Below are 26,251 nucleotides of genomic sequence, written 5' to 3'. Positions count from 1 at the left end.
CGCGATTCCGCTGGCGCGCAGCCTCACGATCAGCCCTGCCCATGCCCTGAGCGAGATCAAGCGCGAAGATCTGCCCTCGCCGGCGACACCATCGGCCGATGACGACATGGCGCCGCCCGGCAGCGCCGTGCCGATGCCCGATCCGCTCGGCACGACCCCGCCCGCCACCAGCCAGCCGGGCAACGCGCCCGAGGAGAGCCAGCCGGAAGGGCCTGCGAACGACGGCGGTACCGCCAGCCCGAACTCCGACCCGGACGCACCGCCGCCGGAAGTCGTCTACGACCTCGCCAAGCTGCCGGAACCGGTCAGGCGCATGCATGATCTGATCGTCGAGGCCTGCCGGAGCGGCGACATCGAGAAGCTCAGGCCGCTGATCGGCAAGGGCGATTCGATGACACAGCTGTCGCTGGGCGACATCGAGGGCGATCCGATCACCTTCCTCAAGGGGCTTGCCGGCGACTCGGAGGGTCAGGAGATCCTCGCCATCATGGAAGAGGTGCTGAGCGCCGGCTACGTCCATGTCGATGCCGGCACGCCGCAGGAACTCTATGTCTGGCCGTATTTCTTCGCGCTGCCGCTCGACAAGCTCGACGCCAAGCAGCGGGTCGAGCTGTTCAAGATCGTCACCGCCGGCGACTACAACGACATGAAGCAGTTCGGCGCCTACATCTTCTACCGCGTCGGCATCACGCCGGCGGGCCAGTGGATGTTCTTCGTCGCCGGCGATTGAGCGGCTTACGGGATGCAGGCGCCTATCCCGGCAGCGCCTCGGAGAACTCCACCGCCCTGCCCTGTCCAGGCGCAGCGATCTCGCCTTCCCACATGACGCGTCTACCGCGCACGATGGTGCCGACCGGCCAGCCGGTGACCTGTTTGCCGTCATAGGGCGTCCAGCCGGCCTTCGAGCCGGCCTGCGCGTTGGTGATGGTCTGGCGGCGCTTGAGGTCCACGACGGTGAAGTCGGCGTCGTAGCCGGCGGCGATGCGGCCCTTGCGCGCCATGCCGAAAATGCGCTGCGGACCGTGGCTCGCGAGGTCGACGAAGCGCCGCAGGGTCAGCCTTCCGGCATTGACATGGTCGAGCATGATCGGCACCAGCGTCTGCACACCGGTCATGCCGGATGGCGAGGCCGGATAGGGCTTTGCCTTCTCGGCCAGCGTGTGCGGCGCGTGGTCCGAGCCCAGCACGTCGACGATGCCTTGCGATATGCCGCGCCAGACGCCGTCGCGGTGGCGCGCGTCGCGCACCGGCGGGTTCATCTGGATCAGAGTGCCCAGCCGGGCGTAGTCGTCGGCGGCGAGCGTCAGATGGTGCGGCGTCGCCTCGCAGGTCGCGACATCCTTGTGCTGTTCGAGGAAGACGATTTCTTCCGCAGTCGAGATATGCAGGACGTGGATGCGCGCGCGCGTCTGCCTGGCAATGCGCACCAGCCGCTCGGTGCAGCGCAATGCGGCGATCTCGTCGCGCCAGACAGGGTGCGAGGAAGGGTCACCCTCGATCCTTTCGCCCAGCCGCTCGCGCAGACGGAATTCGTCCTCCGAATGGAAAGCGGAACGGCGGCGTGTGTTGCGCAGGATCGAGGCGACGCCTTCGTCGTCCTCGACCAGCAGGTCGCCGGTAGACGAACCCATGAACACCTTGATGCCGGCCGCGCCCGGAAGCCGTTCCAACTCGCCGACATCGCCGGCATTGTCGCGGGTGCCGCCGACCCAGAAGGCGAAATCGCAATGCATGCGGCCCGTGGCGCGCCGCACCTTGTCGGCAAGGGCAGCTTCGCTGGTGGTCAGCGGGTTGGTGTTGGGCATCTCGAAGACGGCGGTGACGCCGCCCAGCACGGCGGCGCGTGAACCGGTCTCCAGATCCTCCTTGTGCTCCAATCCCGGCTCGCGGAAATGCACCTGGCTGTCGACGACGCCGGGCAGGATATGCAGGCCCCTGCAGTCGATCGTCTCGCCGGCTGACGCCTGGCCAAGATCGCCTATCGCGGCGATGCGCCCGGCCTTCACGCCAACGTCGCGAAAACCCTCGCCGTCATGGTTGACCACCGTGCCGCCTGTCAGGATGAGGTCGTAGGTCGTGGCCATGGGCGTTTCGGTCTCTTGCGAGGGGAGTGTCAGGGGCTTACGTAAAGGCTGACCGTTTTGCAAGATCAGGTTCTTTTTCAATCCATGCCCTTTGCCCTGCTGAAAGACCGCGCCCTCATTTCCGTGTCAGGCCCGGAAGCCGAGCATTTCCTGCAGAACATCCTCACCACCGACCTCGACGCGCTCAGCCCAGGCGAAGCAAAGCCCGGCGCGCTGTTGACCCCGCAAGGCAAGATCCTGTTCGACTTCCTGATCTCGCGCGCCGGCGATAATGGCTTTTGCCTGGAATGCCGGACTGACGTAGCCGACGATTTCGTGCGCCGGCTGATGCTCTATCGGCTAAGAGCCAGGGCTGAGATTGCCAAGCAAGATCAGGCGCTTGTCACCGTCGCGTGGGGGTGTGATTCAACCGCCTCAGATTCCGATTCAACGACGTTCGCCGATACTCGCTTCCATGACGTCGCGGTCAAGCGCAGCTATGGCGCCGCGACGCAGGGTGGCGACGTCGCGGCGTGGCAAGCGCTGCGCATCGCCCATGGCATTGCCGAAAGCGGGACCGACTACCCGCTCGGCGATGCCTTCCCGCATGACGTGCTGCTCGACGAGACCGGCGGCGTCGGCTTCAGGAAAGGCTGCTATGTCGGCCAGGAAGTGGTCTCGCGCATGCAGCATCGCGGCACCGCCAGGCGCCGCGTGCTGATCGTTGGCGCCGAGAGCGCCCTGCCCGGCCCGGGCACCGAACTGATGGTCGCCGGAAGACCGGTCGGCACGCTCGGCTCCACCGCCGGCGCGGCAGGCCTTGCCATTGCCCGCATCGACCGCGTCAAGGCTGCGCTCGACGCCGGCCAGCCGATCATGGCCGGCGATGTTTCCGTCGCGCTCACCATCCCGACCTGGGCGAAATTCGGCTTTCCGCAGGAAGCCGCCGGCGCGGAGGAGGCCTGATGGCGGCCGACCGCGCCGGCGCGCCGCCGCGCGCCTGGCAGCGCATGCTGTCAGGCCGGCGGCTCGACCTGCTCGACCCCTCGCCCCTCGACATCGAGATCGCCGACATCGCGCATGGCCTTGCGCGTGTCGCCCGCTGGAACGGCCAGACCAGCGGCGAGCACGCCTTTTCGGTCGCGCAGCATTCGCTGCTGGTGGAGGCGCTGTTTTGCGAACTGGTGCCGGCGGCCTCGGCCGACGCGCGGCTGGCGGCGCTGCTGCACGACGCGCCGGAATATGTCATCGGCGACATGATCTCGCCGTTCAAGTCGGTGATGGGCGGCTCCTACAAGGATTGCGAATTGCGCCTGCAGCGCGCCATCCACCAGCGCTTCTCACTGCCGGCGGACCTCGGTGCCGCCTTGCGCAAGGAGATCAAGCGCGCCGACCAGATCGCCGCCTACTACGAGGCGACGCTGCTTGCAGGCTTCTCCGCAGCCGAAGCGACCGAATATTTCGGCCGTCCGCGCGGTTTTTCCGCCGAGCGCTTCGACTTCACCCCGCGCTCGGTGACCTGGGCGCAGGCAGCCTTCCTGAAGCGCTTCGCGGCGCTCGAGGCGAAGCGTCCGTCTTTCGTCGCTGCGAATTCCACGACGTGAAAGAATGCTGCCGCGCGAGAGGCGCGGCAAGTTTGGCGTAATCTGCTACTGTGATGGCGCGCTCTGTCAGTGAATGGCACCTCTGCTCGACCCTAGATTGGGCTCAAGCAAGATGAGAGGCAATCATGTTTGACAGACAGAAAAGGACAGCGCTCGTGACCGGCGCATCCTCCGGCATGGGCAAGGAAATCGCCAAGCGCCTGATTCAGGACGGCTTTCAGGTCTATGTGGCCGCGCGCCAGATCGACAGGATGGAGGACCTCGCGGCGCTCGGGGCACGCCCGTTGCGCATGGACATTTCGAAAGGCGCGGAGATCGACGCGGCTGTCGCCAGCATCCTCGCCGAGGTCGACGGTGTCGACGTGCTCGTGAACAATGCGGGGTTCGGTCTCTACGGGCCGGTCGAGGATATCGGCATCGACGAAGCGCGCTATCAGTTCGAGGTCAACGTGTTTGGCCCGGCCCGCCTGACGCAACTCCTGCTGCCGGCCATGCGCAGGAAGAAGGCCGGCACGATCGTCAACATCACTTCGATGGGCGGCAAGATCTATACTCTGCTCGGCGCCTGGTATCATGCGACCAAGCATGCGCTGGAGGGCTGGTCGGATAGCCTTCGGCTCGACCTCGCACCCTTCGGCATCAAGGTTGTGGTTGTCGAGCCCGGCCTGATCGAAACCGGATTTGGCGATGTCGTAGCGGACGGACTTCTGAAGCGATCCGGTACCAGCGCCTATGCGAAGGTGGCCCAAATGGTGGCGAAGACGACGAAAGCGAGCTACGGCCATGGCCGCGGCAGCGACCCAAGCGTCATCGCCGATGTGGTCTCGACGGCCGTCAGGTCGACCAGACCGCGGACCCGATACGCCGCCGGCAAGTATGCGAGAATGATGATCGGTGTCAGGAAGTGGTTGGGCGATCGCATGTTCGACCGCCTCATCCTAAGCCAGATGCGGTGAGGGAAAGAGCGTGAGCGGAATACCGGCCGACAAATGCAAGGCTCCACGCGCATTCTGGCACGCAGTGGAACGTCTCGGCCTGCCAGCTTCCGCCTTGTTGCGGCAGGCCCGGCTTCCCGCCACCCTTCACCTCAACGAACACGCCTTTGTCACGACCGCTCAATACTTCGAGCTGTGGAGGGCTCTCGAAGACCTCTGTCCCGAACCCGCCCTCGGCATCAGGCTGGTCGAAGCCGCCGATACGGCGATCCATCCGCCATCCACGCTTGCCGCCTTCCACGCGCGCAACTACCGCGACGGAATCGCCCGGATCGCGCGCTTCAAGCGCCTCTGTTCGCCCGAGCAGTTGCATGTTGCCGACGAGAAAGGCGAATGCACGATAAGCTCCGAATGGCTCTACGCCAAGGAGCCGACACCTGCCGTTGCCACGGATGTCGCCTTTGCCTTTGTCGTCGAACTCGGCCGGCGGGGAACGGGACAGCATCTTACCCCCAGCCGTGTCGAATTCAGGCGTCCCGATCCGAAAAGCGATGCGCACCGGACCTATTTCGGGTGTCCGGTGCGTTACGGCGCCCCGCGTGACCTGCTGGTTTTGCGGTCCACCGACCTCGATCGCCCTTTTCCAGGCCACAACCCCGAGCTTCTAGAGATCCTCACGCCCGCGCTTTCTGCCGCGCTCGGCGAACTCAGCGCGCAAAGCTCGATCTGTGAGCAGGTGAAGAGCGTTCTCAAGAGAAGCCTGGCGAGCGGAAGGCCGGAGCTTTCCGACATTGCGCGCGAGCTTGGCATGAGCGAACGCACGCTGCAGCGGCGTATCACCGAGCAGGGAACGAGCTTCCGCGAGCTTCTGGTCGACGCGCGACAGGAACTCGGCAGGCAATTGCTATCGGATCCAACGGCCGACATTGACGAGGTCGCCTCCCTGCTCGGCTACCAGGATGCGAGTTCGTTCTATCGCGCTTTCCGGGAATGGGAGGGCACGACCCCCAACCGCTGGCGGGAACTCAACTTTGACGGCCTGAAACGGGCGGCTTCCGACAGCCTCATGCACTGACTGGAGTTTTCCAGCCGCAACCGGTCGAGAAGACCGAAGGTGTCGCCCGGATGCGCCGCCCCCGTCAGCACCCCGCCACGTTGGGTGCGCTCTTGCCGTTGGCGTTCCCCGCAAGTGCATCGGCGCCTTCCGTCACTGTGCCGTGCACAAGCAGCTGCTATCCAGATCCTCGTCGAATTCTCACTGGCTTTCTTCCGAGGACGTGGATGCAGAACGATTTCTGGATGTTTTTTCGGTCCTGGCTTGCCGCGCCGCTCCGGGTTGCGGCAGTCGCGCCGTCCGGCAGCGCGCTGGCCAGGATCATGACGCAGGACATCACATCCAGCACCGGACCTGTCATCGAGCTTGGGCCTGGCACCGGCGTCTTCACGGCAAAACTGCTTGAGCGAGGCGTGCGGCCGGAAGACCTAACCCTGGTCGAATACGGCGCGAACTTCGCGCGGCATTTGGAAACCCGTTTTCCGCGGGCGCGCGTGCTTCGTATGGACGCCGCCCGCCTGGGGATATCGAATTCCGCAATGACGCATCCGTCGGGGCGGTCATCAGTGGCTTGCCGCTGCTGAGCATGCCCGACCACAAGGTGATAGCAATCCTCGACGGGGCGTTTGCTCACCTGAAGCCCGGCGGGGCGTTCTACCAGTTCACCTATGGTCCGCGATGCCCGGTCGCGCAGCCGATCCTTGAGGGACTGGGCCTCAGCGCAACGCACATTGGACGCACGATGCTGAACGTTCCGCCAGCGGCGGTGTACCGGATTGCGCGCCACCCGGCGAGGGCGCCAAGGGACAGGACCGTTGCAACGATCAGCCCATAATCGGGCTGAAACAGCTTCCCTGGACAAGCGCTTCGGGGCGCTCGAAGCAAAGCGTCAGGCAACGGTTACGCCGCATTCGGCTAGCTGAACAAACGCTAAATTAACCGGAGACTACCACAGTACTCGCTCAGTTCACGGTCCGCAGGCGCGAGTATGCCCGTCGCTCAGGTCAAGGCTGGTTCGCCCGCGCGCAGGCGCAGAGCGGCAAACATCGGCCCGACAAAGCGCATCGAAGACGAATTGCGCGAGCAGAACGAGCGCTTCTCGGCCGCCGTCGAAAACATGTCGCATGGGCTGTGCATGTTCGACGCCGACGAGCGCATGATCATCTGCAACCGCCACTACCTCGACATCTTCTGCCTGGATCCCGCAATCGTGCGGCCCGGCATCCGCTTCTTCGACATCCTCCAGCACAGCGTCGACATCGGCGTCGCCTCGCACAGCGCGGCGGATCTCTACGCCATCCGCAAGCCCTATATCGACGGGGCGAAGCCCTCGACCTATGAGGAAACGCTGGCGGATGGCCGCATCATCGACATCTCGCACCGGCCGCTGGCTTTGGGCGGCTGGGTGTCGATCTACGAGGATATCACCGTGCAGCGGCGCGCCGAGCTGGAGCTGAAAGAGCAGCATCGCCGCTTCGACGCAGCACTTGCCAACATGTCGCAAGGCCTGTTGATGTATGACGCCGACGGCAAGATGATCGTTCGCAACGAGCGTTTCCTGGAACTCTACAATGTGACCGCGGCCGACTTCCCGCTGGGAACGACGCATCGCGACGCGCTCGAACGGCTGGTGGAACTCGGCATCTACACGAAGATCGACGTCGACAGCGAAGTCGCCAAGACCGAAGCCTGCCGCAAGGCGGCGAAGATTCACTCGACATACCGCCACCTTGCCGATGGCAGGACGCTTCTGGTCACAAGACGGCCGATGAGCGGCGGCTGGGTGGCGACTTTCGACGACATCACCGAGCGCCAGCTCGTCGAAGAGCGCATGACCCATCTGGCGCATCACGACACGCTGACCAACCTGCCCAACCGCTCGATGTTCCGCGAGCGGCTCGACCAGGCCCTGGGCGAAGCGTCAGTCGCGCCGCTGGCGATCTTCTCGCTCGACCTCGACCGCTTCAAGGCCGTCAACGACACGTTCGGGCACCCGGCCGGCGACTGGCTGCTGAAATGCGTGGCCGAGAGGCTGCAGCGCTGCCTGCGCAACGAGACGGATGTCGTCGCCCGTTTCGGCGGCGACGAATTCGCCATCATCCAGTTCGGCGTCAACGGCGTGGCCGACGCCGAAAGACTGGCGCGGCGCATCGTCGAGGTGATCGGCAAGCCCTATCGCGACAAGAGCCGCGAGATGCATGTCGGCATCAGCTGCGGCATCGCGCTCTATCCCGATGACGGCAAGGATGCCGACACGCTGCTGAAGAACGCCGACATGGCGCTTTACCGGGGCAAGAGCGAGGGCCGCAACGTCTATCGTTTCTTCGAGCCCGGCATGGACGCCATGGTGCGGGCGCGCCAGGCGCTTGAAACCGATCTCGAAGCCGCGCTGCCGCGGAACGAATTCGAGCTGGAATTCCAGCCGATCATGAACATCGCGGCTGGCGACATCGTCGGCGCGGAAGCCTTGATGCGCTGGCATTCGCCCACGCGCGGCCTCGTGTCGCCCGATAACTTCATTCCGGCGGCCGAGGAAACCGGGCTGATCGTGCAATTGGGCGACTGGGCGCTCAGGAAGGCCTGCACGGCGGCGGCGGGCTGGCCGCATGCGATGCGCATCGCGGTCAATGTCTCGGCCGTGCAGATCAAGAGCGGCAGCTTCGCTCGCAGCGTCATCTCGGCACTGGCCTTTTCCGGCGTTCCGGCCCACCGGCTGGAACTCGAAATCACCGAAACGGTGCTGATGGACGAGAGCGACACGGTGCTGAAGACGCTCAGCCAGTTGCGCGATCTCGGTATCCGCATCGCACTCGACGATTTCGGCACCGGCTATTCCTCGCTCGGCTATCTCCGGCGCTTCCCCGTCGACAAGATCAAGATCGACCGCTCCTTCATCCGCGACATCGATAACCGCGACTCGGCGGCGATCGTGCGCACCGTGATCGGGCTCGGCGCCCAGCTCGGCATCACCGTCACCGCCGAGGGCGTCGAGACCGAAGCGCAGCTCGACATGCTGCGCAAGGCCGGCTGCGTCGAGGCGCAGGGCTATCTGATCGGCGTGCCGGCGAAGGCGGCGCAGATCAACCGGCTGCTGCGATCAGGCATGGCGTTGCGCCAGTCCGGATAAGCAATGGCACTCAGCGCAACGCCTCGATGTATTTCTCGTGGAAGCCGACATAGCCGGGCTCGACCACCTTGAGATGGCGCTCGACCAGCCGGTGGAACTCCGGCAATTGATGGAACGGCACGCCGGGATAAGCGTGGTGCTCGGCGTGAAAGGGCATATTCCAGGCAAGCTTGCGGACGAACCAGTTGGTGAGCGTCGTCCTGGTGTTCTCGAGCATGTTGGCAACGAGGGGACAGCGGCCGTGCTCGGCAAGCAGATAGAGCCGCAGGAACGGCTGGCCGAGCAGCGCCGGCACGATCCAGACATAAAGCAGCGCCGTTGCCCTGAACCATAGCGCGAGCATCAGCACGACGACGTAGAAGGCGACCATCGCCCGCGCCTCGGCGCGCACCTTCGGCAACCCCTTCGGCGGCACATAGCTGCCCCGGCAGCCGCCGATCGCATTGGTGTAGAGCGTCTTGAAATGCCCCCACCATACCGGCAGCCCCGAGACATGGACGATATATTGCCGCAGGGTTTCAGGCTTCGGAAAGGCGAGTTCCGGATCGTTGTCCGGATCCTGGGTGAAGCGGTGATGGGCGAAGTGGAAATAGCGGAACCAGTCCGCGGGCAGCGCGATCGCCAGGCTGCACAGGCGAGCGACGGCATCGTTGAGCCACTGCGTCTCGAAGGCTGTGCGATGCACCGTCTCATGCAGCAGCGTGAACAGGAAGACGATCAATATGCCTTGCGGCAGCATCAGCAGCGGCCAGAGCGGCACCCTGGCGGCGATCAGGCCTCCGAGCAGCAGTATGGCGCCGAAATGGAAAGCCGACTGGACGAGGCCCGGCCCATCGGACTTGCCGGTCAGGCGACCGCGCTGCTCATTCGTAAGCGAGGCGATGACGTCGCGATGGTCCATGATTCGATCCGGCTGCTTGAGTTTGTCCACGCACATTAGCCACAAAGAAACCTTTCTAAAAATGAGGATTTCTGCAATCTAGATAAGTTCAACTTATCTCTGGATTGCTCGTGGCCACGCTACCCTCACTGAAAGGACTGCAAGCCTTCGAGGCGGCGGCGCGCGCCGGGAGCTTTGTCGCGGCTGCGGAAGAACTGTCGATCTCGGCAGCCGCGGTCAGCCAGCTCATCCGCACCGTCGAGGAGCAGATGGGCCGCAAGCTGTTCCATCGCGTCAACCGGCGCGTCGTGTTGACCGAGGCCGGCGTGGAGATGCTGCCGAGGCTGACCATGGCCTTCCAGGAGATCGGCAGCGTCTCGCGCGAGGTCAGCGGCGGGGCCTTCCGCCCCCGGCTCGTCGTGTCAGTGCCGCCGTCCATGGCGATGGGCTGGCTTTCCGAGCGTCTCTACGGCTTTGTCGCCAGCCACGGCGCCGTCGACATCTCGCTCAGGGGCGACGACGACCCGGTGCCGTTCGACCGCGAGCTGATCGACATCAGGCTTTCCTACGGCCCGCACTACCGCGAGCACCCGACCGAGGACATCGTCAGGGACGCCGTCTATCCCGTCTGCGCGCCGGCGCTGAGCGGCGCGATGAAGCGTGACGACCTCGCCGGCCTGCCGCTGATCCATACGGACTGGGGACCGACCGGCGCGTCGTTCCCGTCCTGGCGCAACTGGTTCGAGGCAGCGGGGATCGATCCGGGCCGGACAATCCAACGCGGCCTGTCGGCGAATTCGTCGCGGGCGGCGCTCGACCTTGCCATTTCCGGGCTTGGAGTTGCCCTGGCGCAAGGCGTCTTCTGCGCCGAGGTGGTCGAGGACGGTCGGCTGGCGCGGCCCGTTGCCGGCGCGCTCCAGCTGCGCCAGCCCTATTGCCTGACGATCCCGGAACGCAGCGCCAGGCGAGACGTGGTAGCGGCATTCCGCAAATGGCTGATCGAGGAGTGCCTGCGCTCGGTCGAATCGCCGGCGCTGCGTTCACGCGACAGCTCGTGACCGGAAGGCGCCGGTCAGAGATGGCTGGCCAACGCCGCCGTCATGTCCTTGCTGGTCGCCACGGGAATGATCTCGAACTCCACCAGATCATTCCATTCGATCGCCCAGCGCTGCAGGATGGTGACGTCGTGGGCCTCGACCAGCAGGAAGCAGCGGCTCATATCCGCCGCGATCCAGCTGTGGTGGACGACAAGCTCGTCCGGCTTCAGCCGGCCCCGGTCGCGGAAGCGGCGGTAGATCTCCTTGCGGTCGCAGCCGTGAAAGTCCTCGATGACGAAAAACAGCATGCTTTTCCCCCAGTTTGAACGGCTTGGAATTGGGGAACTGGAGAACTGAAGAACTGGAGAACTGGAGAACTGGAGAATTGAGTGGCTGGCGCAGCCATCAGTCCTGACTTCCTCGGTTCCTCACTTCCTCACTTTCTCAGTTCTTCAATTCCCCAGTTCTCGGTTCCTCACTTCCTCACTTCCCCAGTTCTCCAGTTCTTCAATCCCCCAGTTCCTCAATTCCCCAGTTCCTCAATTCCCTCCCCGGCCGCTACCGCCCCGGCCGCTCCAGCCGGTCCAGGAACCATTGCGTCAGCCGCACCCAGACCTCGTCCTTCTCGCCCGAATCTTCCCAGCCGTGGTCGAGATTGGGATTGTCGTTGACCTCGATGACGAAGACGCCGTCCTTGGTCTCCTTGAGGTCGACACCATAGAGGCCGTCGCCGATGCAGCGCGCCGCCTTGACCGCCGTCTCGACGACATGATGCGGCGTCTCCTTCAGCGTGAAGGTCTTGATGCCGCCCTGGTCGGGCTTGCCATTGGCCTTGTGGTTGACGATCTGCCAGTGCTTCTTGGCCATCAGGTAGTGCACGGCAAACAGCGGCTGACCGCCGAGCACGCCGACGCGCCAGTCATATTCGGTCGGGATGAATTTCTGCGCGATCAGAAGGTCGGAATCCTCCAGCCACTCGGTCGCGAGCCGGGTTAGTTCCTCCAGGGTCCCGCATTTCTTGACGCCGCGCGAGAACGAGGAATCCGGGATCTTCAGCACCAGCGGGAAGCCCAGCGTCTGCGCCGCCACCTCGAGATCGGACGTGCCGGCGATCATCACCGTCGGCGGCACCGGCACCTTGTTGTAGGTCATCAGCTCGTTGAGATAGACCTTGTTGGTGCAGCGGATCATCGACAGCGGGTCGTCGATGACGGGCATGCCTTCCTGCTGGGCGCGGCGGGCGAAGCGGTAGGTGTGGTTGGAGATCGAGGTGGTCTCGCGGATGAACAGCGCGTCGTAGTTGGCGAGCTTGGCTAGGTCCTTCCTGGTGATCGGCTCGATTTCGACGCCCATCTTCTCGGCGATCCTCGCCCAGTAGCGCAGCGAGGAAATCTCCGACGGCGGCAATTCCTCATGCGGATCGACCAGGGTCGCGAAAGTGTAGCGCGCCGGCGTGCGGCCCTTGGTGTCGCGCCATTCGCGGTTGGTGTAGGTCTCCAGGCACTGCAGGAAGATCCTCTCCTCCTCCTCGGTCATGCGGGCGAGCGGCAGGAAGCCGATCTTGCGGATCGAGGCCCATTCGGCGCTGTCCTTGATGTGGACCTCCAGCGCCGGCGCGCGGAACCAGTCGAATAGGAGCTTGGCGAAACGGTCCCATACCTTCGACGGACCGATGCCGAAGAAGATGGCGACCTTGGCCGGGAAGGTGCCGCCGAGATCCTTGCGGCATTTGTTGAGCGCGAGCTCCAGTTCGGGCAGCGCGTGCTCGTAGAGCTTGCGCTCCGACAGGTCGATCATCGTCTCGACGGTCGGGATCACCTTGTGGCCGCGCGAGCCGGCAAGCAGCGAGGCGTAATAGCCGCGGCTCTGATAGCCGTAATTGTTCGACAGGTTGATGACCTTCGGCCGCTGGCCGCGAAACAGCGCCGGATGGGCGAGATAATCGCGGTTGGTGATGACCTTGTGCGGCGTCGCCACCTGGTCGAGATCGTTCTGCCTGCCTGTAAGGATGACCCAGGTCATTGTTGTCAGCGCTTCCCCAGAATGATGGCTGCACGCAGCCCGTCGCGACCGAACTGCGCCATGTTCATGAAGATGCCGTAAGGCACGGGAATGTTGGCCGCATCAAGGATCGTCTCCTGCCGCTCGTCCTCGACCCATGGATCGTGGATCAGGATATGGTCGCCGTCGTCGCCAATGGCCAGCACCCAATGCGGAACCTTCTTGCCGAACATCAGGAAGCCGCTGATCAGCACCAGCACCAGCTTGCCCCCCGCGATGGCGTTGCGAACATCATCGAGGGCGAATGGACGGTAATTCACCGGAATGCCGTAAAGTTCCGCGCGGCGGCGGAAGTCGACCTGGGCAAGCTCCATCACCCGGCGCTTGTCCTCGCTGCGCACCGACTGCAGGAACAGCGCGCCATGGAAGGAGACGAAGATCTCCGCCGCGAGCCCGCTTTCATAGCCGGCGACCGCCAGGCCGAACGGCTCGCAGCCGCCCGGCCCCGACATCATGAAGACGGTGGTGGCCTCGCGCCAGAGGCGGATTTCCATCACCGGGTCGGGCACGAAGCCGTGGTCGAAATTGGCCATCGCCATCATCAGGCAGCACGGGCCGCAGGTGAACTCGCAGGTCTGCGGGTAGAAGGGCACGGTGGTGGCGATCGGCACGTCGCCGCGCAAGGTCTTCTCGTAGCGCAACGCGGTGGCGCCGTCCTCGTAGTAGTCCGGCTCGCGACCGATCTTGCGATAGCCGGCCTGCTCATAGACGCGGATGGCGCGATGATTGTCCTCGCGCACTTCGAGGCGCAGCATCATCCGGTCGTGCTCGAAGGCCGCCTCCTCCGCCGCCGACAGCAGCTGGCGGCCTATGCCGAGCTGGCCGAAGAAAGGACCGACGGCGATTGAATAGAGCCGGGCGACGCCGCTGCCCTTGCGAAACAGCACCACGGCATAGCCGGCAACGCGGCCATCGCTTTCGGCAACCAGCATCTCGGCGGTCTCGCGCTCGATCAGCTGGCGAAAGGAGCGGCGCGACATGCGATCGCTCGAAAAAACAGCCTTCTCGATGGCGGCCAGGTCATCGACGTCGGACGCGCGGGCCTTGCGGATCTCGGCAGGCATGCGGGCTTCAGAAACCTCGATTGGGTTGTGGGAATGACCCTTGTCTAAAGCATGGATGATACCGGCCCCCAGTACCAGTATTCATCAAGCGCTATCGCTCCTCGATTAGGGCCGAATTGTGACAGGTTGAATAGTGGTCCAATGCTGAAGGAACTCTGCACTGACTCGCTGTTTTCAGCGCAGCGTCAATATCGAAAAACCCGCTGTTTTCAACTGGCGAGGCCGGCCAGAAGCTGACCGTAGGCGCTCTTGGCGACGGCCGCCAGCCGCTCGCGCGGCAGCGAGCCGACGACGGCGCAGCCATAGCCCTTGTCCAGCCAGTAGACAGCCTCGGGGCCGTCGGCCTCCGCTGCATAGGTGCCCTTGGATTTGCCGGCCGATTCGGCGGTCACGAACAGCGAGATGCGCTCCCCATTGGCGTCTTCATAGAGCAGCATCGCCGCCTTGCCCTGGCCGGCGGGCAACAACCGGCCACCGACCAGCTGGAAGCCCTCGGCCACCAGATCGGGCGCGACCAGCTTCAGGCCGACGCGGTTGGACAACCAGGTCTGCAAATGATCCTTGTCGCTCGCCGGCACCTCGACCGCATGGCGCTTCTCGGCGGCATAGATGACATGGGCCGCGATCGCCTGCTCGGCGAGCAGATCCTCGCTTTCGCCTCCCCTGCCGATGCCATCGATGCCAGCGACATAACCGGCAAGCCCGCCGATCACCAGCACGGCGGCGGCCGCGGCCGAAAGCCACCAGCGCGAGCGCCGGGCTGTCGTCCTTCCTGGAGCCTCGCCGAACACGGCCTGCTTCAGCCGTGCCGGCACCGGTTCTTCGAGCACGCCGGCAAAGGCGGCGCGAAGGGCAGCCCGATCGGCGACGAAGCGGGCGCTCCTTGCCTTCATTTCGGGATTGGCCTCGAGCCAGGCCTCATAGGCCATGCGCTCCTCGCCGGGCAGCTCGCCGTCGAGGGCCATGTGGATGTCGCGTTCGGAGAAATCGCGCCGGGTCATTTCTCGACGATCCTTATCGAGCGGCGGCGCGCCGTATCATCCAGCAGGCCGCGCAGTTCCTCGCGCCCGCGCGCGATGCGCGACATCAGCGTGCCGGCCGGCACGCCAAGGATGTTGGCCGCCTCGGCATAGGAAAAGCCCTCGATCGCCACCATGACCAGCGCCGCGCGGCGATCGGGGCTGATCGCCTGCAAGGCATCGATGATCTCGCGCGAGGCGATGCTCTCGACCTGATCGGCCGGAGCTGCCTGCGCCTCGCCGGACTCGAGCGGCAGCATCGCCGCCTCGCCGCGCCGGTTCACCTTGCGCATCTGGTCGATGAACAGATGATGCATGATCGTAAACAGCCACCTCCTGGGGCTTTCTCCCGTCTGCCAGTTATCGAGCCTGACCAGGGCCCGTTCGAGGCAGTCCTGGACGAGGTCGTCGGCCGAATCGCGGTCGCGCAGCAGCGAGCGCGCGTAGCGGCGCAAACGCGGTATTTCGCCAAGGATCGCTGCCTTCTTTTCGTCCATGACCGCTGGTTTTCGAGGTCGTTTTCCATCCAGATTGAACGCGCCTTTGGGGCGCGGCGCAAGCAGCCAGCGCGAAGCGGCCCACCGCTCCGGTTACCCAAGCAATGGAATGAACGCTGGCGGATGCCGGTTTATTCCCGGCTAGCCGATTGTTTCTGCTTGTTCCGCCTTCTCCTTCGCTGCTCTTGTCAGCAGCCGCTGGTAGAACAGGCCGATGCCGATCAGCACGGCGCCGAGGCCGATGAAGGACAGCGCCCTGAGCACGCCTTCCAGCTCCGACATGTCGAACAGGAAGACCTTCAGCACGGCGATCGCGATCAGCGCTGCCGAGGCGACGCGCAGCACCTGCGACTTCAGCCACACTCCGGCGGTCAGCAGCGCGACGCCGATGGCCAGCCACAGCGCCGAATAGGTGTAGGTTTCGACCTGGCCGAGCCCGCTCCACAGTCCGATGAACTCGCCTTTGAACAGCCGCCTGACCGACAGCGTCGCATAGGCGAAGGCGAGCAGCGAAGCGACCAGCGCCAGCATCGCCGCGTACCAGCGGGGGCGCTTGTCGCGGACGTAGAGCGCCAGCGCGCCGGCGGCGACCGCCGGCAGGAGATAGGCGAGGAAGAGGAGGTTGAACACCGGGATCGTCCCGGTCGATTCGTCAGTGAACAGCGGGTTCAGCACCACGAAATGCCGGACGGCGACGAAGGCGACGGAGAGCACGCCGACGGCCATCGAGCCGTAGCGCATCACCGAACTCGGCGAGCGCCTGTCGATGGCGACAAGGATGGCGCCGGCGCCAAGCGCGATCAGCGTGTAGATCGCCTGTTCGGCGAGCGTAACCGTGCCGGTGTCCAGCACACCGCCATGCATGGCGTGGCGCACCAGTATGGCGAGCGTGAGCAGCGCGAAGAGCGCCGCCCCCGCTTCCATCGCCAGGCGCGGCCGGCCGTTTGTGGTCCGGGCGAGCTGCCAGGCGGCGAAGCCGAAGGCTAGCGCCGGCACGCCGTAGCCCGGCAGCAGCCAGTTGAAGACAGGCGTCGTCGAAAGCGATGCGGCGCCGACAATGGTCGGGTCGTAGGCGACGCGGCCAAGCGTGGCGACGACGGCGCCAACCGAAATCCAGCCGAGCACCGGATAGGACCGCCAGCGGGTCGCCAGCGCCGGTACGACGGCCGCGGCGCCGACAAGCACGGTGGTCCAGCCGGAGCCGAAGGCCATATGCAGCATCAACAGGGCGGCGATCGCCGCGCCGCCGAGCGCGAAGGAGACGGCGACATCTCCCTTCAGCGGCGGCTCCTCGGCGCGCGCGAGCCATTCACCGCCGGCGGCGAAAGTCACGACCAGAAGAGCCGCGACCGCAGCGTAGAGGAAGTCGCGGTCGAGATTGCCGAAGGTGAACCACAGCGCCGTGAGCACGACCAGCGGCGCGATCACGGCCCAGGCCGCCCAGGACGCGGACCGGATGCGGGCGGTTGCCACCCATTGGCGCGCGGCCCAGAAGCCGGCGGCGATGAACAGCAGGCCGAGCCCGACGCCGATGTTGCGCGTCAACTGATCCGACACCACCACCGGCTGGCCGTCGACGCCGAGACTGCCGCCGACGATATCGGAACCGATCGAGGTCGGCGGGATGATGCCGAGATAGATCATCGCCGTCACCAGGCCGGCGGCATGGAGAAGCGGCAGCGCGCGCGGCCGATAGAGGGCCACGGCCAGCATCGCGGCAAGCAGCGCGGCGCCCGCCAGCGCATCACCGGCGACGGTGAAGGCCGGGTCGACCGAAAGCCCCAGCGCAGAAAGCCCGACGAAGATGGCGGGCGCGATCGACGGCCAGTCGAAACCGCCGGCGGATTCGGCTTCGGCGCCACGGGCGCCCAGCCAGACGAAGGCAAGCACAGCCAACGTCGCGGCATCGATGAATAGGATGGCCGACAGGTTCGCGGCGGGCGTGTTGGCCATGTAGAGGATGGTCCACAGGCCGGTGCCGACGAAGGCCGCCGCCACCAGCGCCTTCCAGTCGCGCAGGCGGGCAATCGCCGCGGTGGCGGCAAGCACGATCGCCAGATAGACGAACAGCGCCCAGGGATTGGGCGCCTGCGAGGAGACGAGCGCCGGCGTCGCCATGGCGCCGATCAGGCCGATGCCGGCTAGCGCCAGGCCATGGACCAGGCTCGCCGCGATCGTCGCCACGCCAATGACGCCGAGCAGCGTGAAGGCCAGCGCCGGACCGATGAAGCCGTAAATGCCATAAGCGGCATAGACGGTGCCGAACAGGATGAAGGCGCCGGCCGCCGTCAGGATCGCCGGGATATAGGCGCCGGCGGCACCCTGCACCGGCACCTTGAAGCCGGTGCGGCGGATGAATTCGCCGCCGCCGACCAGCACCAGGCCAAGGATGCCGGCCATGGTGAGGCGCACGCCGGGGCCGAAAATGCCGGCTTCGATGGTGTAGCGGATCAGGAACAGGCCGCCCAGCGCCAGCGCGATGCCGCCGACCCAGACCGCCCAGCGGGTGCCGAGCGCGGTCTCGACGTCGGTCTGCCGCGCTGCCTTCGCCGGTTGCGCGGCCTCGGCGGGGCCGGCCGCAGGCTCCGCCGCTGGCGGCGGCGCTTCGTCCTTGGCCCACGGTCCGGACACGACCTCGCCCGCAGCAGCGGCGGCCTGCGCCGCCGGCGCTTCGGCGCCAACATCATCCGCTACAGGAGGAGACGCTACCTCGGCCGTGATCGCCTCGGCCGGCTTGCCGTCGGCTTGCGGCTGTTCGGCCGGCCTGGCGGCCGGTAGCACGGCGCCCGAAAGCACGAGGCTGCGCAGCGCGCCAAGTTCGCGCTCGATCAGGCCGATGCGGCTCTGCTGGCGCGAAATGATGACGAACAGGGCGATGATGGCGGCAAGGCCGATCAGGCTTTCAAACATGGCGGTTCCCCCAAACCAGGCCGGTTGTCATTGACAATTGCGGCGGCCAGACGGCCGGTTCCTCCAGGCAAACGCGCCGCCGGATCGGCGACAGCAAAGATCGAGCATGTTTCGCAGCCGAATGCCAGCAGCTTGCAGCCTTTATCCAATGCCGAGGTGTCAAGGCGGCCAGGAATAGTCCTGCTGAGCGAGGTTGCGTGGCACGTGCTGCAAGTAGTCATGCTAGTGTCGGCCGGATTTGATGAGGATGACCAATGCCGCAACGCAGCGCGGGCCTGCTGATCTACAGGCGCACCGGCGGGGTTTTCGAATTTCTGCTTGTCCATCCCGGCGGACCATTCTGGGCAAGAAAGGATGAAGGGGCGTGGTCGATCCCGAAGGGACTTGTCGACGAGAGCGAGGATGAACTCGCAGCCGCGCGACGTGAGGCCGAGGAGGAACTGGGCGTCGCGATCGATGGACATTTCGAGCCGGTCGGCAGCTATCGGCAGCCGGGCGGCAAGATCGTGACGGCATGGAGTGTCGAATCTGACCTCGATGCGGACGCCGTCAGAAGCAACACGTTCACCATGGAGTGGCCACCGAGGTCGGGTTCAGTGAAAGAATTCCCCGAAGTGGACAAAGCCGGCTGGTTTTCCTTGCCGGAGGCCGGGCTCAAAATCCTGAAAGGCCAGCGCCCCATTCTCGGCGATTTCCTGGAGCGGCAAAACGCCGGCTAGGCGCAAGCGCTACTCTCCGGCGATCGCCTTGCCGGCCGCATGATGCCGGCGTAGCGCGGCGAGGAAACCGGCGCGGGCGTCGGGCGGTTCGAGGCCGCGCGGCTCGTAGACATGGCGGCTGAAGAAGAAGCCGGTCAGCCGGAACGCGTCCTCGAGCGCCGCCTGATCGGCACTGGGGCCCGAACGCTGCAGGAAGGCCGGCAGCGCCAGCATCTTGTCGTGCCAGGGGGCGCCGGCGGCGCGGGAGACGGCGCGGCCGGATTTCGGCGAGACATAGGCGAGGTCCTGCCTGGAGCCGGTCGCAGCGCACTGGCTGAGGTCGAGGCCGAAGCCGAGCTCGTCGAGGATCAGCAATTCGAAGCGCGCCACCAGCTCGCCCGCCGCGTCGGCGTCGTCGAGATGGGCGATCATGACGGCAAGCGTCTCGTAAAGCGCGCCATGGGCGTCGCGCTCGGGCAGCAAGCGCAGATGCGCGGCCATGGTCTGCAGGCCGTAGACGGCGACGGCGCTGTCGATCAAGCGAGCGGCGTTCATCTCGATCGCCTCGGCCTGGAAGGTGCCGAGATGCTCGTCGAGGCGGGCCCGCCACAGGAGGTCGACGCGATTTCCCGGCTGCAGCACCGGCTGCTGCTTGCGCGAGCGGCCGCCGCGCACAAGGCCGAGATGGCGGCCATGGGCGCGCGTCATCACCTCGAGGATGGCGCTGGTTTCGCCATGCTTGCGGGTGCCGAGAATGATTCCCTCGTCGCGCCATTCCATGCGAGGGAGCATTTCACCGATCGGGCGGCGAAATCAAGGTTGGAACGGGCCTGGTGCCGGGACAGCCGCCAATCGCAAATATCGGAAATCTCTCAGAAACCGATCGGGATTTTTGTCCCGCGCTGGCGCCATATGCGGGCATGTCGACCGGCGCGGCCGGTCCCTTTGCTGTGGTCGACCCATCGGGCAAGCCGACCTCTCATTTGCCAATCCGCCCGACGAGAGGACCAGACAAATGCCTTCCTTCCTGAGCCTGGTGCGGCGGCACCAGCTGACCGCCTTCTTTTCGCTGGCGCTCGGCCTGACCTGGCTGGCGTTCATCCCCTTCTGGCTCTCCGGCGGCGAGAGCATTCCCTGGTTCACCTTCGGCCCGATGGTCGCCGGTTTCATCGTCGCAGCACTTGCCGGCGGCTGGGCTTCGGTCAAGCCCATCCTCGCCTCGATGGTGAAGTGGCGGGTTCGCCCATTCTGGTATCTGGTGGCGTTCGGCCTGCCGTTCGGGGCGCAGCTGGCTTCGATCCTGATCAATCCGCTGTTCGGAGCGGCAGCCCCCGCCTGGGACAACATTCCCGCCGTCTCCGAGATGCTGCCGATCATCGGCCTCTATGCGATCTTCAGCGGCCCGCTCGGCGAGGAGCCCGGCTGGCGCGGCTTCGCCACGCCACGTCTGCTCACTAGTCATTCCGCGCTTGCCGGCAGCCTGATCCTCGGCGTGATCTGGGCCATCTGGCACTTCCCGCTCGGCCTGGTCGGCGACCTCAGCCTCTACGGCACGATCAATGTCGTTCTGGCCGGCATCGTGTTCACCTGGCTTTACCAGAACACCGGCAGCGTGCTTCTCGCCTTCCTGATGCATGTCACGCACCAGAACAGCGTGCGCTTCCTCGGCAAGGTGTTCGTCGACGGCGACTATGTGCAGCAGCAGTGGATCGGCGTGGCGATCTGGGCGGTCATCGCGGTCGCGATCGTCGCCTATTACGGCACGGAGAGCTTTGCGCGCCGGGAAAGGACAAAGCCGGCTGTCGCCACCGCCTGAACCCGCTCCTCAAACAGGCGCGGCGCCCGTCTCCGGGCGCCGCGCCTTTGCTTGCCTTAGTGCGGAAACTCCAACCCCATCTCGCGGTAGCGCTCGGGGTCGTCGCCCCAGTTCTCGCGCACCTTGACGAACAGAAAGAGGTGCACCTTCTGCTCCAGTATGCCCGCGATCTCCATGCGCGCCGCCTGGCCGATGGCGCGGATGGTCTCGCCCTTGTGGCCGAGCACGATCTTCTTCTGGCTGTCGCGCTCGACATAGATGACCTGCTCGATACGCACCGAGCCGTCCTTCTTCTCCTCCCATTTCTCGGTCTCGATATGGGAGGAATAGGGCAGCTCCTGATGCAGTCGCAGGTAGAGCTTTTCGCGGGTGATCTCGGCCGCGAGCTGGCGCATCGGCAGGTCGGAGATCTGGTCCTCCGGATAGTACCAGGGGCCGGCCGGCAAGGTTTGCGCAAGATAGTCGAGCAGGTCCTTGCAGCCGGAGCCGGTCAGTGCCGAGACCATGAAGGTGCGCTTGAACGGCACGCGCTCGTTCGCCGTCGCCGCCAGCGCCAGGAGCACCTCGGGCTTGACCCGGTCGACCTTGTTGAGGACCAGAAGCATCGGCTGCCGGACATCCTTCAGCCGGTCGAGGATGGCGTCCGCATCGCCGCGGATGCCGCGCTCGGCATCGATCAAAAGCACGACGATATCGGCATCCTTGGCGCCCCCCCAGGCGGTGGTCACCATCGCCGTGTCCAGCCGCCGCTTCGGCTTGAAGATGCCGGGCGTGTCGACGAAGACGATCTGGGCGTTCTCATGCGTGGCGATGCCGCGCACGATGGCGCGGGTGGTCTGCACCTTGTGGGTGACGATCGACACCTTGGCGCCGACCAGTTGGTTGACCAAGGTCGACTTGCCGGCATTGGGCGCGCCGATCAGCGCGACGAAGCCGGAGTGCGTCGCGGGGGCCTCGCCCGCCTGTGCCGCTTCTTCGCTCATGCCGCGCTTCCTTCATTCATCCAGACACCCTCGCGCAGCAGCAGCGCCGCCGCCGCCGCCTGCTCGGCCTCGCGCTTGGAGCGACCGCTGCCGATGGCCGGCGCGAACTGGCCGACCTTGACGCTGACGGTGAACAGCGGATCGTGGTCCGGCCCCTCCCTGCCGTCGATGCGGTAGGCGGGCGTCGCGCCCGCCCCCTGATGCGCCCCTTCCTGCAATTCGGTCTTGGCGTCGCGACGGGCAGCGCCGATGGCCTGCGAGCGCGGCTGCCAATAGCGGTGGATGAACGCTCGGGCCGCATCCAAGCCGCCGTCGAGATAGAGCACGGCGATCAGCGATTCCAGCGCATCGGCGCGCAGGTTGACACGCTTGCGCCCATCGAGGCCGCGCACGTCCGAGCCGGCGCGGATCAGTTCCGGCAGGCCGATCTCCTCGGCGATTTCGGACAGCGCCTCGGCATTGACCAGGGCGTTCAACCGCAGCGACAGCTCGCCCTCGGCCGCGTTCGGGAATGCCGCGAGCAGCATGTCGGCCACGACAAGGCCAAGCACACGGTCGCCGAGGAATTCGAAGCGCTCATAGTCGACGCCGGCATGGCTCGACCGGGCGCTGGCATGGGTCAGCGCCCGCTGCAGCCGCTGCCGGTCGCCAAAGGCGTGGCCTGTGCGCTCAATGAGCGCTTCGGCGAGCGCATCGGCGGTGAGCCGCTTCGTTGACGCCATCAGCTAGCTGACGAAATGGAACAGGCGCGCGGCGCGCATCAGCGACGGCCACTTCCAGACTTCGAGCGGGCTCGCGCCATCGGCGATCGAGAAGAAGATGATGTTGGCGCGGCCGACCAGGTTCTCTTCCGGCACGAAGCCGACGGTGAAGCGGCTGTCGGACGAGTTGTCGCGATTGTCGCCCATCATGAAGTAGTGGCCGGGCGGCACGTCGAACTCGCGCGTGTTGTCGCCGATCGAGTTCGGCGTCAGGTCGAGCGTGTCATAGGTGATGCCGTTGGGCAGCGTCTCGCGATAGACATCGACCGGACGATCGACCTCGGTGATATCAGGGTTGTCGATCTGGCCGACCTTCTCGCGCGGCACGCCGGCGCCGTTGATGAAGAGCTGGCCGTCCTTGACCTGGATCTTGTCGCCGGGCAGGCCGATGACGCGCTTGATGTAGTCGATGGACGGGTCCGGCGGGAACTTGAACACCACCACGTCGCCGCGCTTCGGCGCGGAGCCCCAGATACGGCCGGAGAAGATATCAGGACCGAACGGCAGTGAATAGCGCGAATAGCCATAGGACCATTTGGTGACGAAGAGATAGTCGCCTTCGAGCAAGGTCGGGCGCATCGATCCGGACGGGATCGAGAATGGCTGGAACAGGAAGGTGCGGATGACCAGCGCGAGCAGCAGCGCCTGAATGATGACGCTGACGGTTTCGCCAAGCCCGCCGGATTTCTTCTCGGATTTTTCAGCCACGCTCATGTCGTCCTCGATTGTGCGTTGGTTGGTATAGAGTCTCGGCGCGCGCTGGGCAACGTCAGCCGGAGGTCAGAAGCAATCAATGTGGCGCTTCTTCGGCGGGCAACGCCTCGATGATCACAAAGGCTTGAGCAAGCGGGAAATCGTCGGTGATGGTGAGGTGGATTACCGCCTTATGCCCCCGCGGCAGGATCTTGCCGAGCTGTGCCGCCGCGCCGCCGGTCAGCGCCATGGTCGGCTTGCCGCCGGGCAGGTTGACGACGCCCATGTCGCGCCAGAAGACGCCATGCGCCATGCCCGTGCCCAGCGCCTTGGCGCAGGCCTCCTTGGCGGCGAAACGTTTGGCGTAGGACGCGACGCGCGCCGCGCGGCCTTCCGAGCGGGCCTGTTCGACCTCGGTGTAGATGCGCTGGATGAAGCGCTGGCCGTGCCGTTCCAGCGACTTCTCGATGCGTCTGATATCGATCAGGTCGCTGCCGATGCCGATGATCATTCCGCGGGAACTTCCCGCCCGCCATGACCACCGAGCCTGGCCTTGTGCGCCCTCTCGGCCATGCGCTTCCTGCGCCGCTCGCGAAAGGCGGTCATGCCCCATCGGGTGATGCCGTAGAAGAACAGGCCGAAGACGAGGCCGAGCGGCACCGCGCCGATCAGCATCGGCTCCAGCACCGGGTGCCACAGTTTCGCGAACGAAAGCGTGTGCATCATTTCCCCAAGGTGCTCGGGCGGTCCATGCTTGGGCAGGCGTTCGTGCAGGATGAGCTTGCCGGTTTCCCAGGATGCACCCCACAGCAGCGGAAAGGTCAGCGGATTGCCGAAGAACACGGCGCCGAGCGCGGCCGCCACCAGATTGCCGGCGATCACCCAGCACAGCACGGCGGCGATCACGAAGTGGAAGCCGAGCGGGAAGAACGAGGCAAACACGCCGGCCGCGACGCCGGCGGCGACGGCATGCGGGGTGGCCTTCAGCCTCAGGATGCGCTTCGAGAAATACTGCACCGAGCGCGAGAACGAGCGGCGCGGCCAAAGATAGGTACGCACCCGCTCAAAAATGCCATCAGGCTCGCGGCGTCGAAAAAGCACTCTGTTCCGGTTCCTAGTACTCAACACAGGCTGTTCCGGCGATCCCGAGCCGGCAGGCGACTGCCATATCTTGCGCTTCGAGGCCGCCCGAAGGCAACAGCGACTTTGATATAGCGACGCGCCAGCAGAAGGACAACGTCCGGCCAGCGTCTCGCCGCTCGAGCATATTAGAAACACGGCGGATTTGTGGAGGCGGGGTCAAGTCGCTCACGTGCGGCAGTTCGCCCCGCCAGCTAATGCAGCGCTGCGACGTCGGTCGCAACCTGGCGCTCGGCCGGCGTTGCCGCCCTCGCAAACCAGCCGTCGCCGGAGTGAAGCAACGGTCCTGCCGATGTCACCGGGGATGATTGCGAGGTTGGCAGTCTGGGGTCCGACGAATCCGCTGAGGGTGCCGGATGTGGTCTTCCAATCTCCTGGCGAGTAGGGTCATATTCTCACCCTTTGTTTCGCCGTTCATCGCCGTGTGCGATTTCCCGGTCGTGGCTCGACGCAAGTCGCTGCAGGCTGCCACCCAGTATGACCAGGCTCACGCCCAGCAATGCGACATCCTTGATTAGGAAGGCACCCAGCCCATTGAGAAAGGGAAACCCTTCCGAACCCGCCTCCCAGATTGGCAGAGCGAGCATTGTCGAGGCCGTCAGCGCAAAGGTGATTGAACCGATCGCGCCTCCGACGAGGCCAGCCCAGACACTGCGGAAAGACGCAGCCAACAGAAGCGCAGCGATCAGTTCGATCACGCCCAGGAAGTAGGAAGCCCCGGCAAATCCGAATGCGGGATAAAGCCATGCCAGCCAAGGCGTATTCTCAACAAATGGCTTAAGCGCCTCGATCTCGATCGAGGTGAATTTCAAAATGCCGATCAACAGCAGCGGAAGCACCACCCCCGATAGGGCTACCGCACGGCCAACAGTAGCAAGGCGGTCGCCAGTTCGATTGATGCGCGCCACGAAGGGCGCGGGTGCCGTTGCCGGGGTGAACATAGCCTGCCTCCTTCTATTTATATGCTCCAAGCATACAATAACGCGATCTTGATGTATATGCTCCAAGCATATATTTTTCGCTGATGGCTGATTCCAGGATCGAGAATGTGATTGGTGCTCTGGCGCTGGCCTTTGCGGACACGCTGCAGCGGGACGCTCAGGCACGAGCGCCGGAGCCCGGCCCCGCGGCTGCGGCCATCACCCTCGTTGGCCACGTACCTGGTCTCTCGATCGAGAGGCTGCGACGCGCTCTTTCATTGTCGCATTCAGGCGCCGTTCGACTGGTCGATCGACTGGTCGCGGACGGATTGGCGGCTCGATCCTCGGCGCCTGACGATCATCGCGCGGTAGCGCTAAGACTCACGCCTCTGGGCGAGACGACCTGTGGTGCAATTCTTTCCGCTCGTCAGGCGGGGCTCGCATCAGCGCTCACAGTTCTAAGTTCGGAGGAGCTGCAGGAGTTCGGCAGACTTGCCGCCAAGCTGCTGCGCGGGCTCGTCAGCAGCGAGGACCATGCATACCGAATTTGCCGGCTATGCAACTATACCGCTTGCCTCGAGTGCCCTGTCGAAGCGGAATTGTCCTCAGCCTTGGCAAGATAGCGCTTGGCCACATCACTATCCGCCAGACAATCTGGCCGTTCTGGCTTAGGTGAGGTACTCGCTGACCTCGACCAGGTTGCCGTCCGGATCGCGGAAATAGAGCGACATCATCGGCCCACGCGCGCCGGCTCGCTCTACCGGCCCGACCTCGATGGCGACATTGCTGGCCGCCAGGCTGGCGCAGATCTCGGCAAGCGGCCTTGCCGCGACGAGGCAAAAATCGCCGGCGCCGGGCGTCGGCGCCTTGGCCTTCGGCTCGAAGGTGCGGCCGACTTCGTGCAGGTTGATCTTCTGCGATCCGAACAACAGCGCGGTCGGCCGGTTCGGTTCGTCCAGGCGCTGGAGACCGAGCACGCGCTGGTAGAA

The 26,251-nt window shown here is 65.2% G+C and carries 25 protein-coding genes and 1 pseudogene; 10 read left to right on the top strand and 16 right to left on the bottom strand.

All coding sequences use genetic code 11. The features are described 5' to 3' along the window. Positions 1-730, top strand: a 730-nt coding sequence (locus EN780_RS06245; RefSeq protein ID WP_128272641.1) for a hypothetical protein, incomplete at its 5' end; no start/stop codon positions are given. A gap of 22 nt (positions 731-752) precedes the next feature. Here the strand turns inward: EN780_RS06245 and EN780_RS06240 are convergent. Continuing rightward, positions 753-2,084: a dihydroorotase gene (locus EN780_RS06240; protein ID WP_128272639.1), complete on the bottom strand. Its 1,332-nt coding sequence runs from the start codon at positions 2,082-2,084 to the stop codon at positions 753-755. 84 nt (positions 2,085-2,168) lie between these two features. Here EN780_RS06240 and EN780_RS06235 point away from each other — a divergent pair, with 84 nt between their 5' ends. From EN780_RS06235 to EN780_RS06210, 6 genes and pseudogenes are all read left to right on the top strand, one after another. Beyond that, complete coding sequence (locus EN780_RS06235; RefSeq protein WP_128272637.1) at positions 2,169-3,029, top strand: folate-binding protein YgfZ; 861 nt, start codon at positions 2,169-2,171, stop codon at positions 3,027-3,029. After that, the gene (locus EN780_RS06230) at positions 3,029-3,667 is read left to right on the top strand and encodes an HD family hydrolase (protein ID WP_127393137.1); all 639 of its coding nucleotides are present in this window, start codon (positions 3,029-3,031) and stop codon (positions 3,665-3,667) included. The genes EN780_RS06235 and EN780_RS06230 overlap by 1 nt, the downstream gene beginning before the upstream one ends. Before the next feature lie 125 nt (positions 3,668-3,792). Next, entirely contained in the window at positions 3,793-4,623 is an 831-nt protein-coding gene (locus tag EN780_RS06225) for an oxidoreductase (RefSeq protein ID WP_128272635.1), read from the top strand. Positions 4,624-4,687: 64 nt separating this feature from the next. After that, positions 4,688-5,677 carry an AraC family transcriptional regulator gene (locus EN780_RS06220; RefSeq protein ID WP_245499888.1) on the top strand — a complete coding sequence of 330 codons (990 nt, stop codon included), beginning with the start codon at positions 4,688-4,690 and terminating at the stop codon, positions 5,675-5,677. A gap of 206 nt (positions 5,678-5,883) precedes the next feature. After that, positions 5,884-6,491: pseudogene (locus tag EN780_RS06215) on the top strand (methyltransferase domain-containing protein). Positions 6,492-6,644: 153 nt separating this feature from the next. Further along, complete coding sequence (locus EN780_RS06210; protein WP_128272631.1) at positions 6,645-8,783, top strand: EAL domain-containing protein; 2,139 nt, start codon at positions 6,645-6,647, stop codon at positions 8,781-8,783. A 10-nt stretch (positions 8,784-8,793) separates the two neighbouring features. Here the strand turns inward: EN780_RS06210 and EN780_RS06205 are convergent, their stop codons facing one another. After that, entirely contained in the window at positions 8,794-9,684 is an 891-nt protein-coding gene (locus tag EN780_RS06205; RefSeq protein WP_128272629.1) for a fatty acid desaturase family protein, read from the bottom strand. A 110-nt stretch (positions 9,685-9,794) separates the two neighbouring features. On the opposite strand from EN780_RS06205, the gene EN780_RS06200 reads away from it, so the two are divergent. After that, complete coding sequence (locus tag EN780_RS06200; protein WP_127310343.1) at positions 9,795-10,721, top strand: LysR substrate-binding domain-containing protein; 927 nt, start codon at positions 9,795-9,797, stop codon at positions 10,719-10,721. 14 nt (positions 10,722-10,735) lie between these two features. Here EN780_RS06200 and EN780_RS06195 read toward each other — a convergent pair whose 3' ends face one another. From EN780_RS06195 to EN780_RS06170, 6 genes are all read right to left on the bottom strand, one after another. Continuing rightward, positions 10,736-11,008 (bottom strand): DUF3303 family protein, encoded by a 273-nt coding sequence (locus EN780_RS06195; protein ID WP_127310342.1) that lies wholly within the window; start codon positions 11,006-11,008, stop codon positions 10,736-10,738. A gap of 250 nt (positions 11,009-11,258) precedes the next feature. Beyond that, positions 11,259-12,722 (bottom strand): RimK family protein, encoded by a 1,464-nt coding sequence (locus EN780_RS06190; protein WP_128272627.1) that lies wholly within the window; start codon positions 12,720-12,722, stop codon positions 11,259-11,261. A gap of 5 nt (positions 12,723-12,727) precedes the next feature. Next, positions 12,728-13,825, bottom strand: coding sequence for a peptidase C39 family protein (locus EN780_RS06185; protein WP_127393636.1), 1,098 nt, complete (start codon positions 13,823-13,825; stop codon positions 12,728-12,730). A gap of 209 nt (positions 13,826-14,034) precedes the next feature. After that, complete coding sequence (locus tag EN780_RS06180; RefSeq protein WP_127284255.1) at positions 14,035-14,826, bottom strand: anti-sigma factor; 792 nt, start codon at positions 14,824-14,826, stop codon at positions 14,035-14,037. Next, positions 14,823-15,341, bottom strand: coding sequence for an RNA polymerase sigma factor (locus EN780_RS06175; protein ID WP_127393954.1), 519 nt, complete (start codon positions 15,339-15,341; stop codon positions 14,823-14,825). Before EN780_RS06175 ends, EN780_RS06180 begins: the two co-directional genes overlap by 4 nt. 141 nt (positions 15,342-15,482) lie before the next feature. After that, positions 15,483-18,251, bottom strand: coding sequence for a DUF2339 domain-containing protein (locus EN780_RS06170; protein WP_128272625.1), 2,769 nt, complete (start codon positions 18,249-18,251; stop codon positions 15,483-15,485). A gap of 254 nt (positions 18,252-18,505) precedes the next feature. Between EN780_RS06170 and EN780_RS06165 the strand changes: the two genes are divergently transcribed. Then, positions 18,506-18,970 (top strand): NUDIX domain-containing protein, encoded by a 465-nt coding sequence (locus tag EN780_RS06165; protein WP_127392463.1) that lies wholly within the window; start codon positions 18,506-18,508, stop codon positions 18,968-18,970. A 9-nt stretch (positions 18,971-18,979) separates the two neighbouring features. Here EN780_RS06165 and recO read toward each other — a convergent pair whose 3' ends face one another. Beyond that, positions 18,980-19,729, bottom strand: a complete 750-nt coding sequence (gene recO, locus EN780_RS06160; protein ID WP_127392462.1) for a DNA repair protein RecO — start codon at positions 19,727-19,729, stop codon at positions 18,980-18,982. Positions 19,730-19,964: 235 nt separating this feature from the next. On the opposite strand from recO, the gene EN780_RS06155 reads away from it, so the two are divergent. Further along, positions 19,965-20,765 carry a type II CAAX endopeptidase family protein gene (locus EN780_RS06155; RefSeq protein WP_128272623.1) on the top strand — a complete coding sequence of 267 codons (801 nt, stop codon included), beginning with the start codon at positions 19,965-19,967 and terminating at the stop codon, positions 20,763-20,765. A 56-nt stretch (positions 20,766-20,821) separates the two neighbouring features. Here EN780_RS06155 and era read toward each other — a convergent pair whose 3' ends face one another. From era to EN780_RS06115, 7 genes are all read right to left on the bottom strand, one after another. Next, positions 20,822-21,748, bottom strand: a complete 927-nt coding sequence (era, locus tag EN780_RS06150) for a GTPase Era (RefSeq protein ID WP_128272621.1) — start codon at positions 21,746-21,748, stop codon at positions 20,822-20,824. Then, positions 21,745-22,470, bottom strand: coding sequence for a ribonuclease III (gene rnc / locus EN780_RS06145; RefSeq protein ID WP_128272619.1), 726 nt, complete (start codon positions 22,468-22,470; stop codon positions 21,745-21,747). Before rnc ends, era begins: the two co-directional genes overlap by 4 nt. A 3-nt stretch (positions 22,471-22,473) precedes the next feature. After that, positions 22,474-23,223, bottom strand: coding sequence for a signal peptidase I (gene lepB, locus EN780_RS06140; RefSeq protein WP_128272617.1), 750 nt, complete (start codon positions 23,221-23,223; stop codon positions 22,474-22,476). Positions 23,224-23,299: 76 nt separating this feature from the next. Then, on the bottom strand, positions 23,300-23,713 hold the full coding sequence (acpS, locus tag EN780_RS06135; protein WP_128272615.1) for a holo-ACP synthase: 414 nt from the start codon (positions 23,711-23,713) through the stop codon (positions 23,300-23,302). Beyond that, the gene (locus EN780_RS06130) at positions 23,710-24,303 is read right to left on the bottom strand and encodes a DUF2062 domain-containing protein (protein ID WP_127286190.1); all 594 of its coding nucleotides are present in this window, start codon (positions 24,301-24,303) and stop codon (positions 23,710-23,712) included. Before EN780_RS06130 ends, acpS begins: the two co-directional genes overlap by 4 nt. Positions 24,304-24,737: 434 nt before the next feature. Then, positions 24,738-25,283, bottom strand: a complete 546-nt coding sequence (locus tag EN780_RS06125) for a DUF417 family protein (protein ID WP_128272613.1) — start codon at positions 25,281-25,283, stop codon at positions 24,738-24,740. A 647-nt stretch (positions 25,284-25,930) separates the two neighbouring features. Further along, positions 25,931-26,251, bottom strand: a 321-nt coding sequence (locus EN780_RS06115) for a VOC family protein (protein WP_128272611.1), incomplete at its 5' end; no start/stop codon positions are given.

The sequence above is a fragment of the Mesorhizobium sp. M4B.F.Ca.ET.089.01.1.1 genome (genome assembly GCF_004022605.1).
Classification (GTDB): Bacteria; Pseudomonadota; Alphaproteobacteria; order Rhizobiales; family Rhizobiaceae; genus Mesorhizobium; species Mesorhizobium abyssinicae.
Note: the sequence above shows the minus strand (reverse complement) of the source record. Positions and strands in the feature narration are given on the sequence as shown.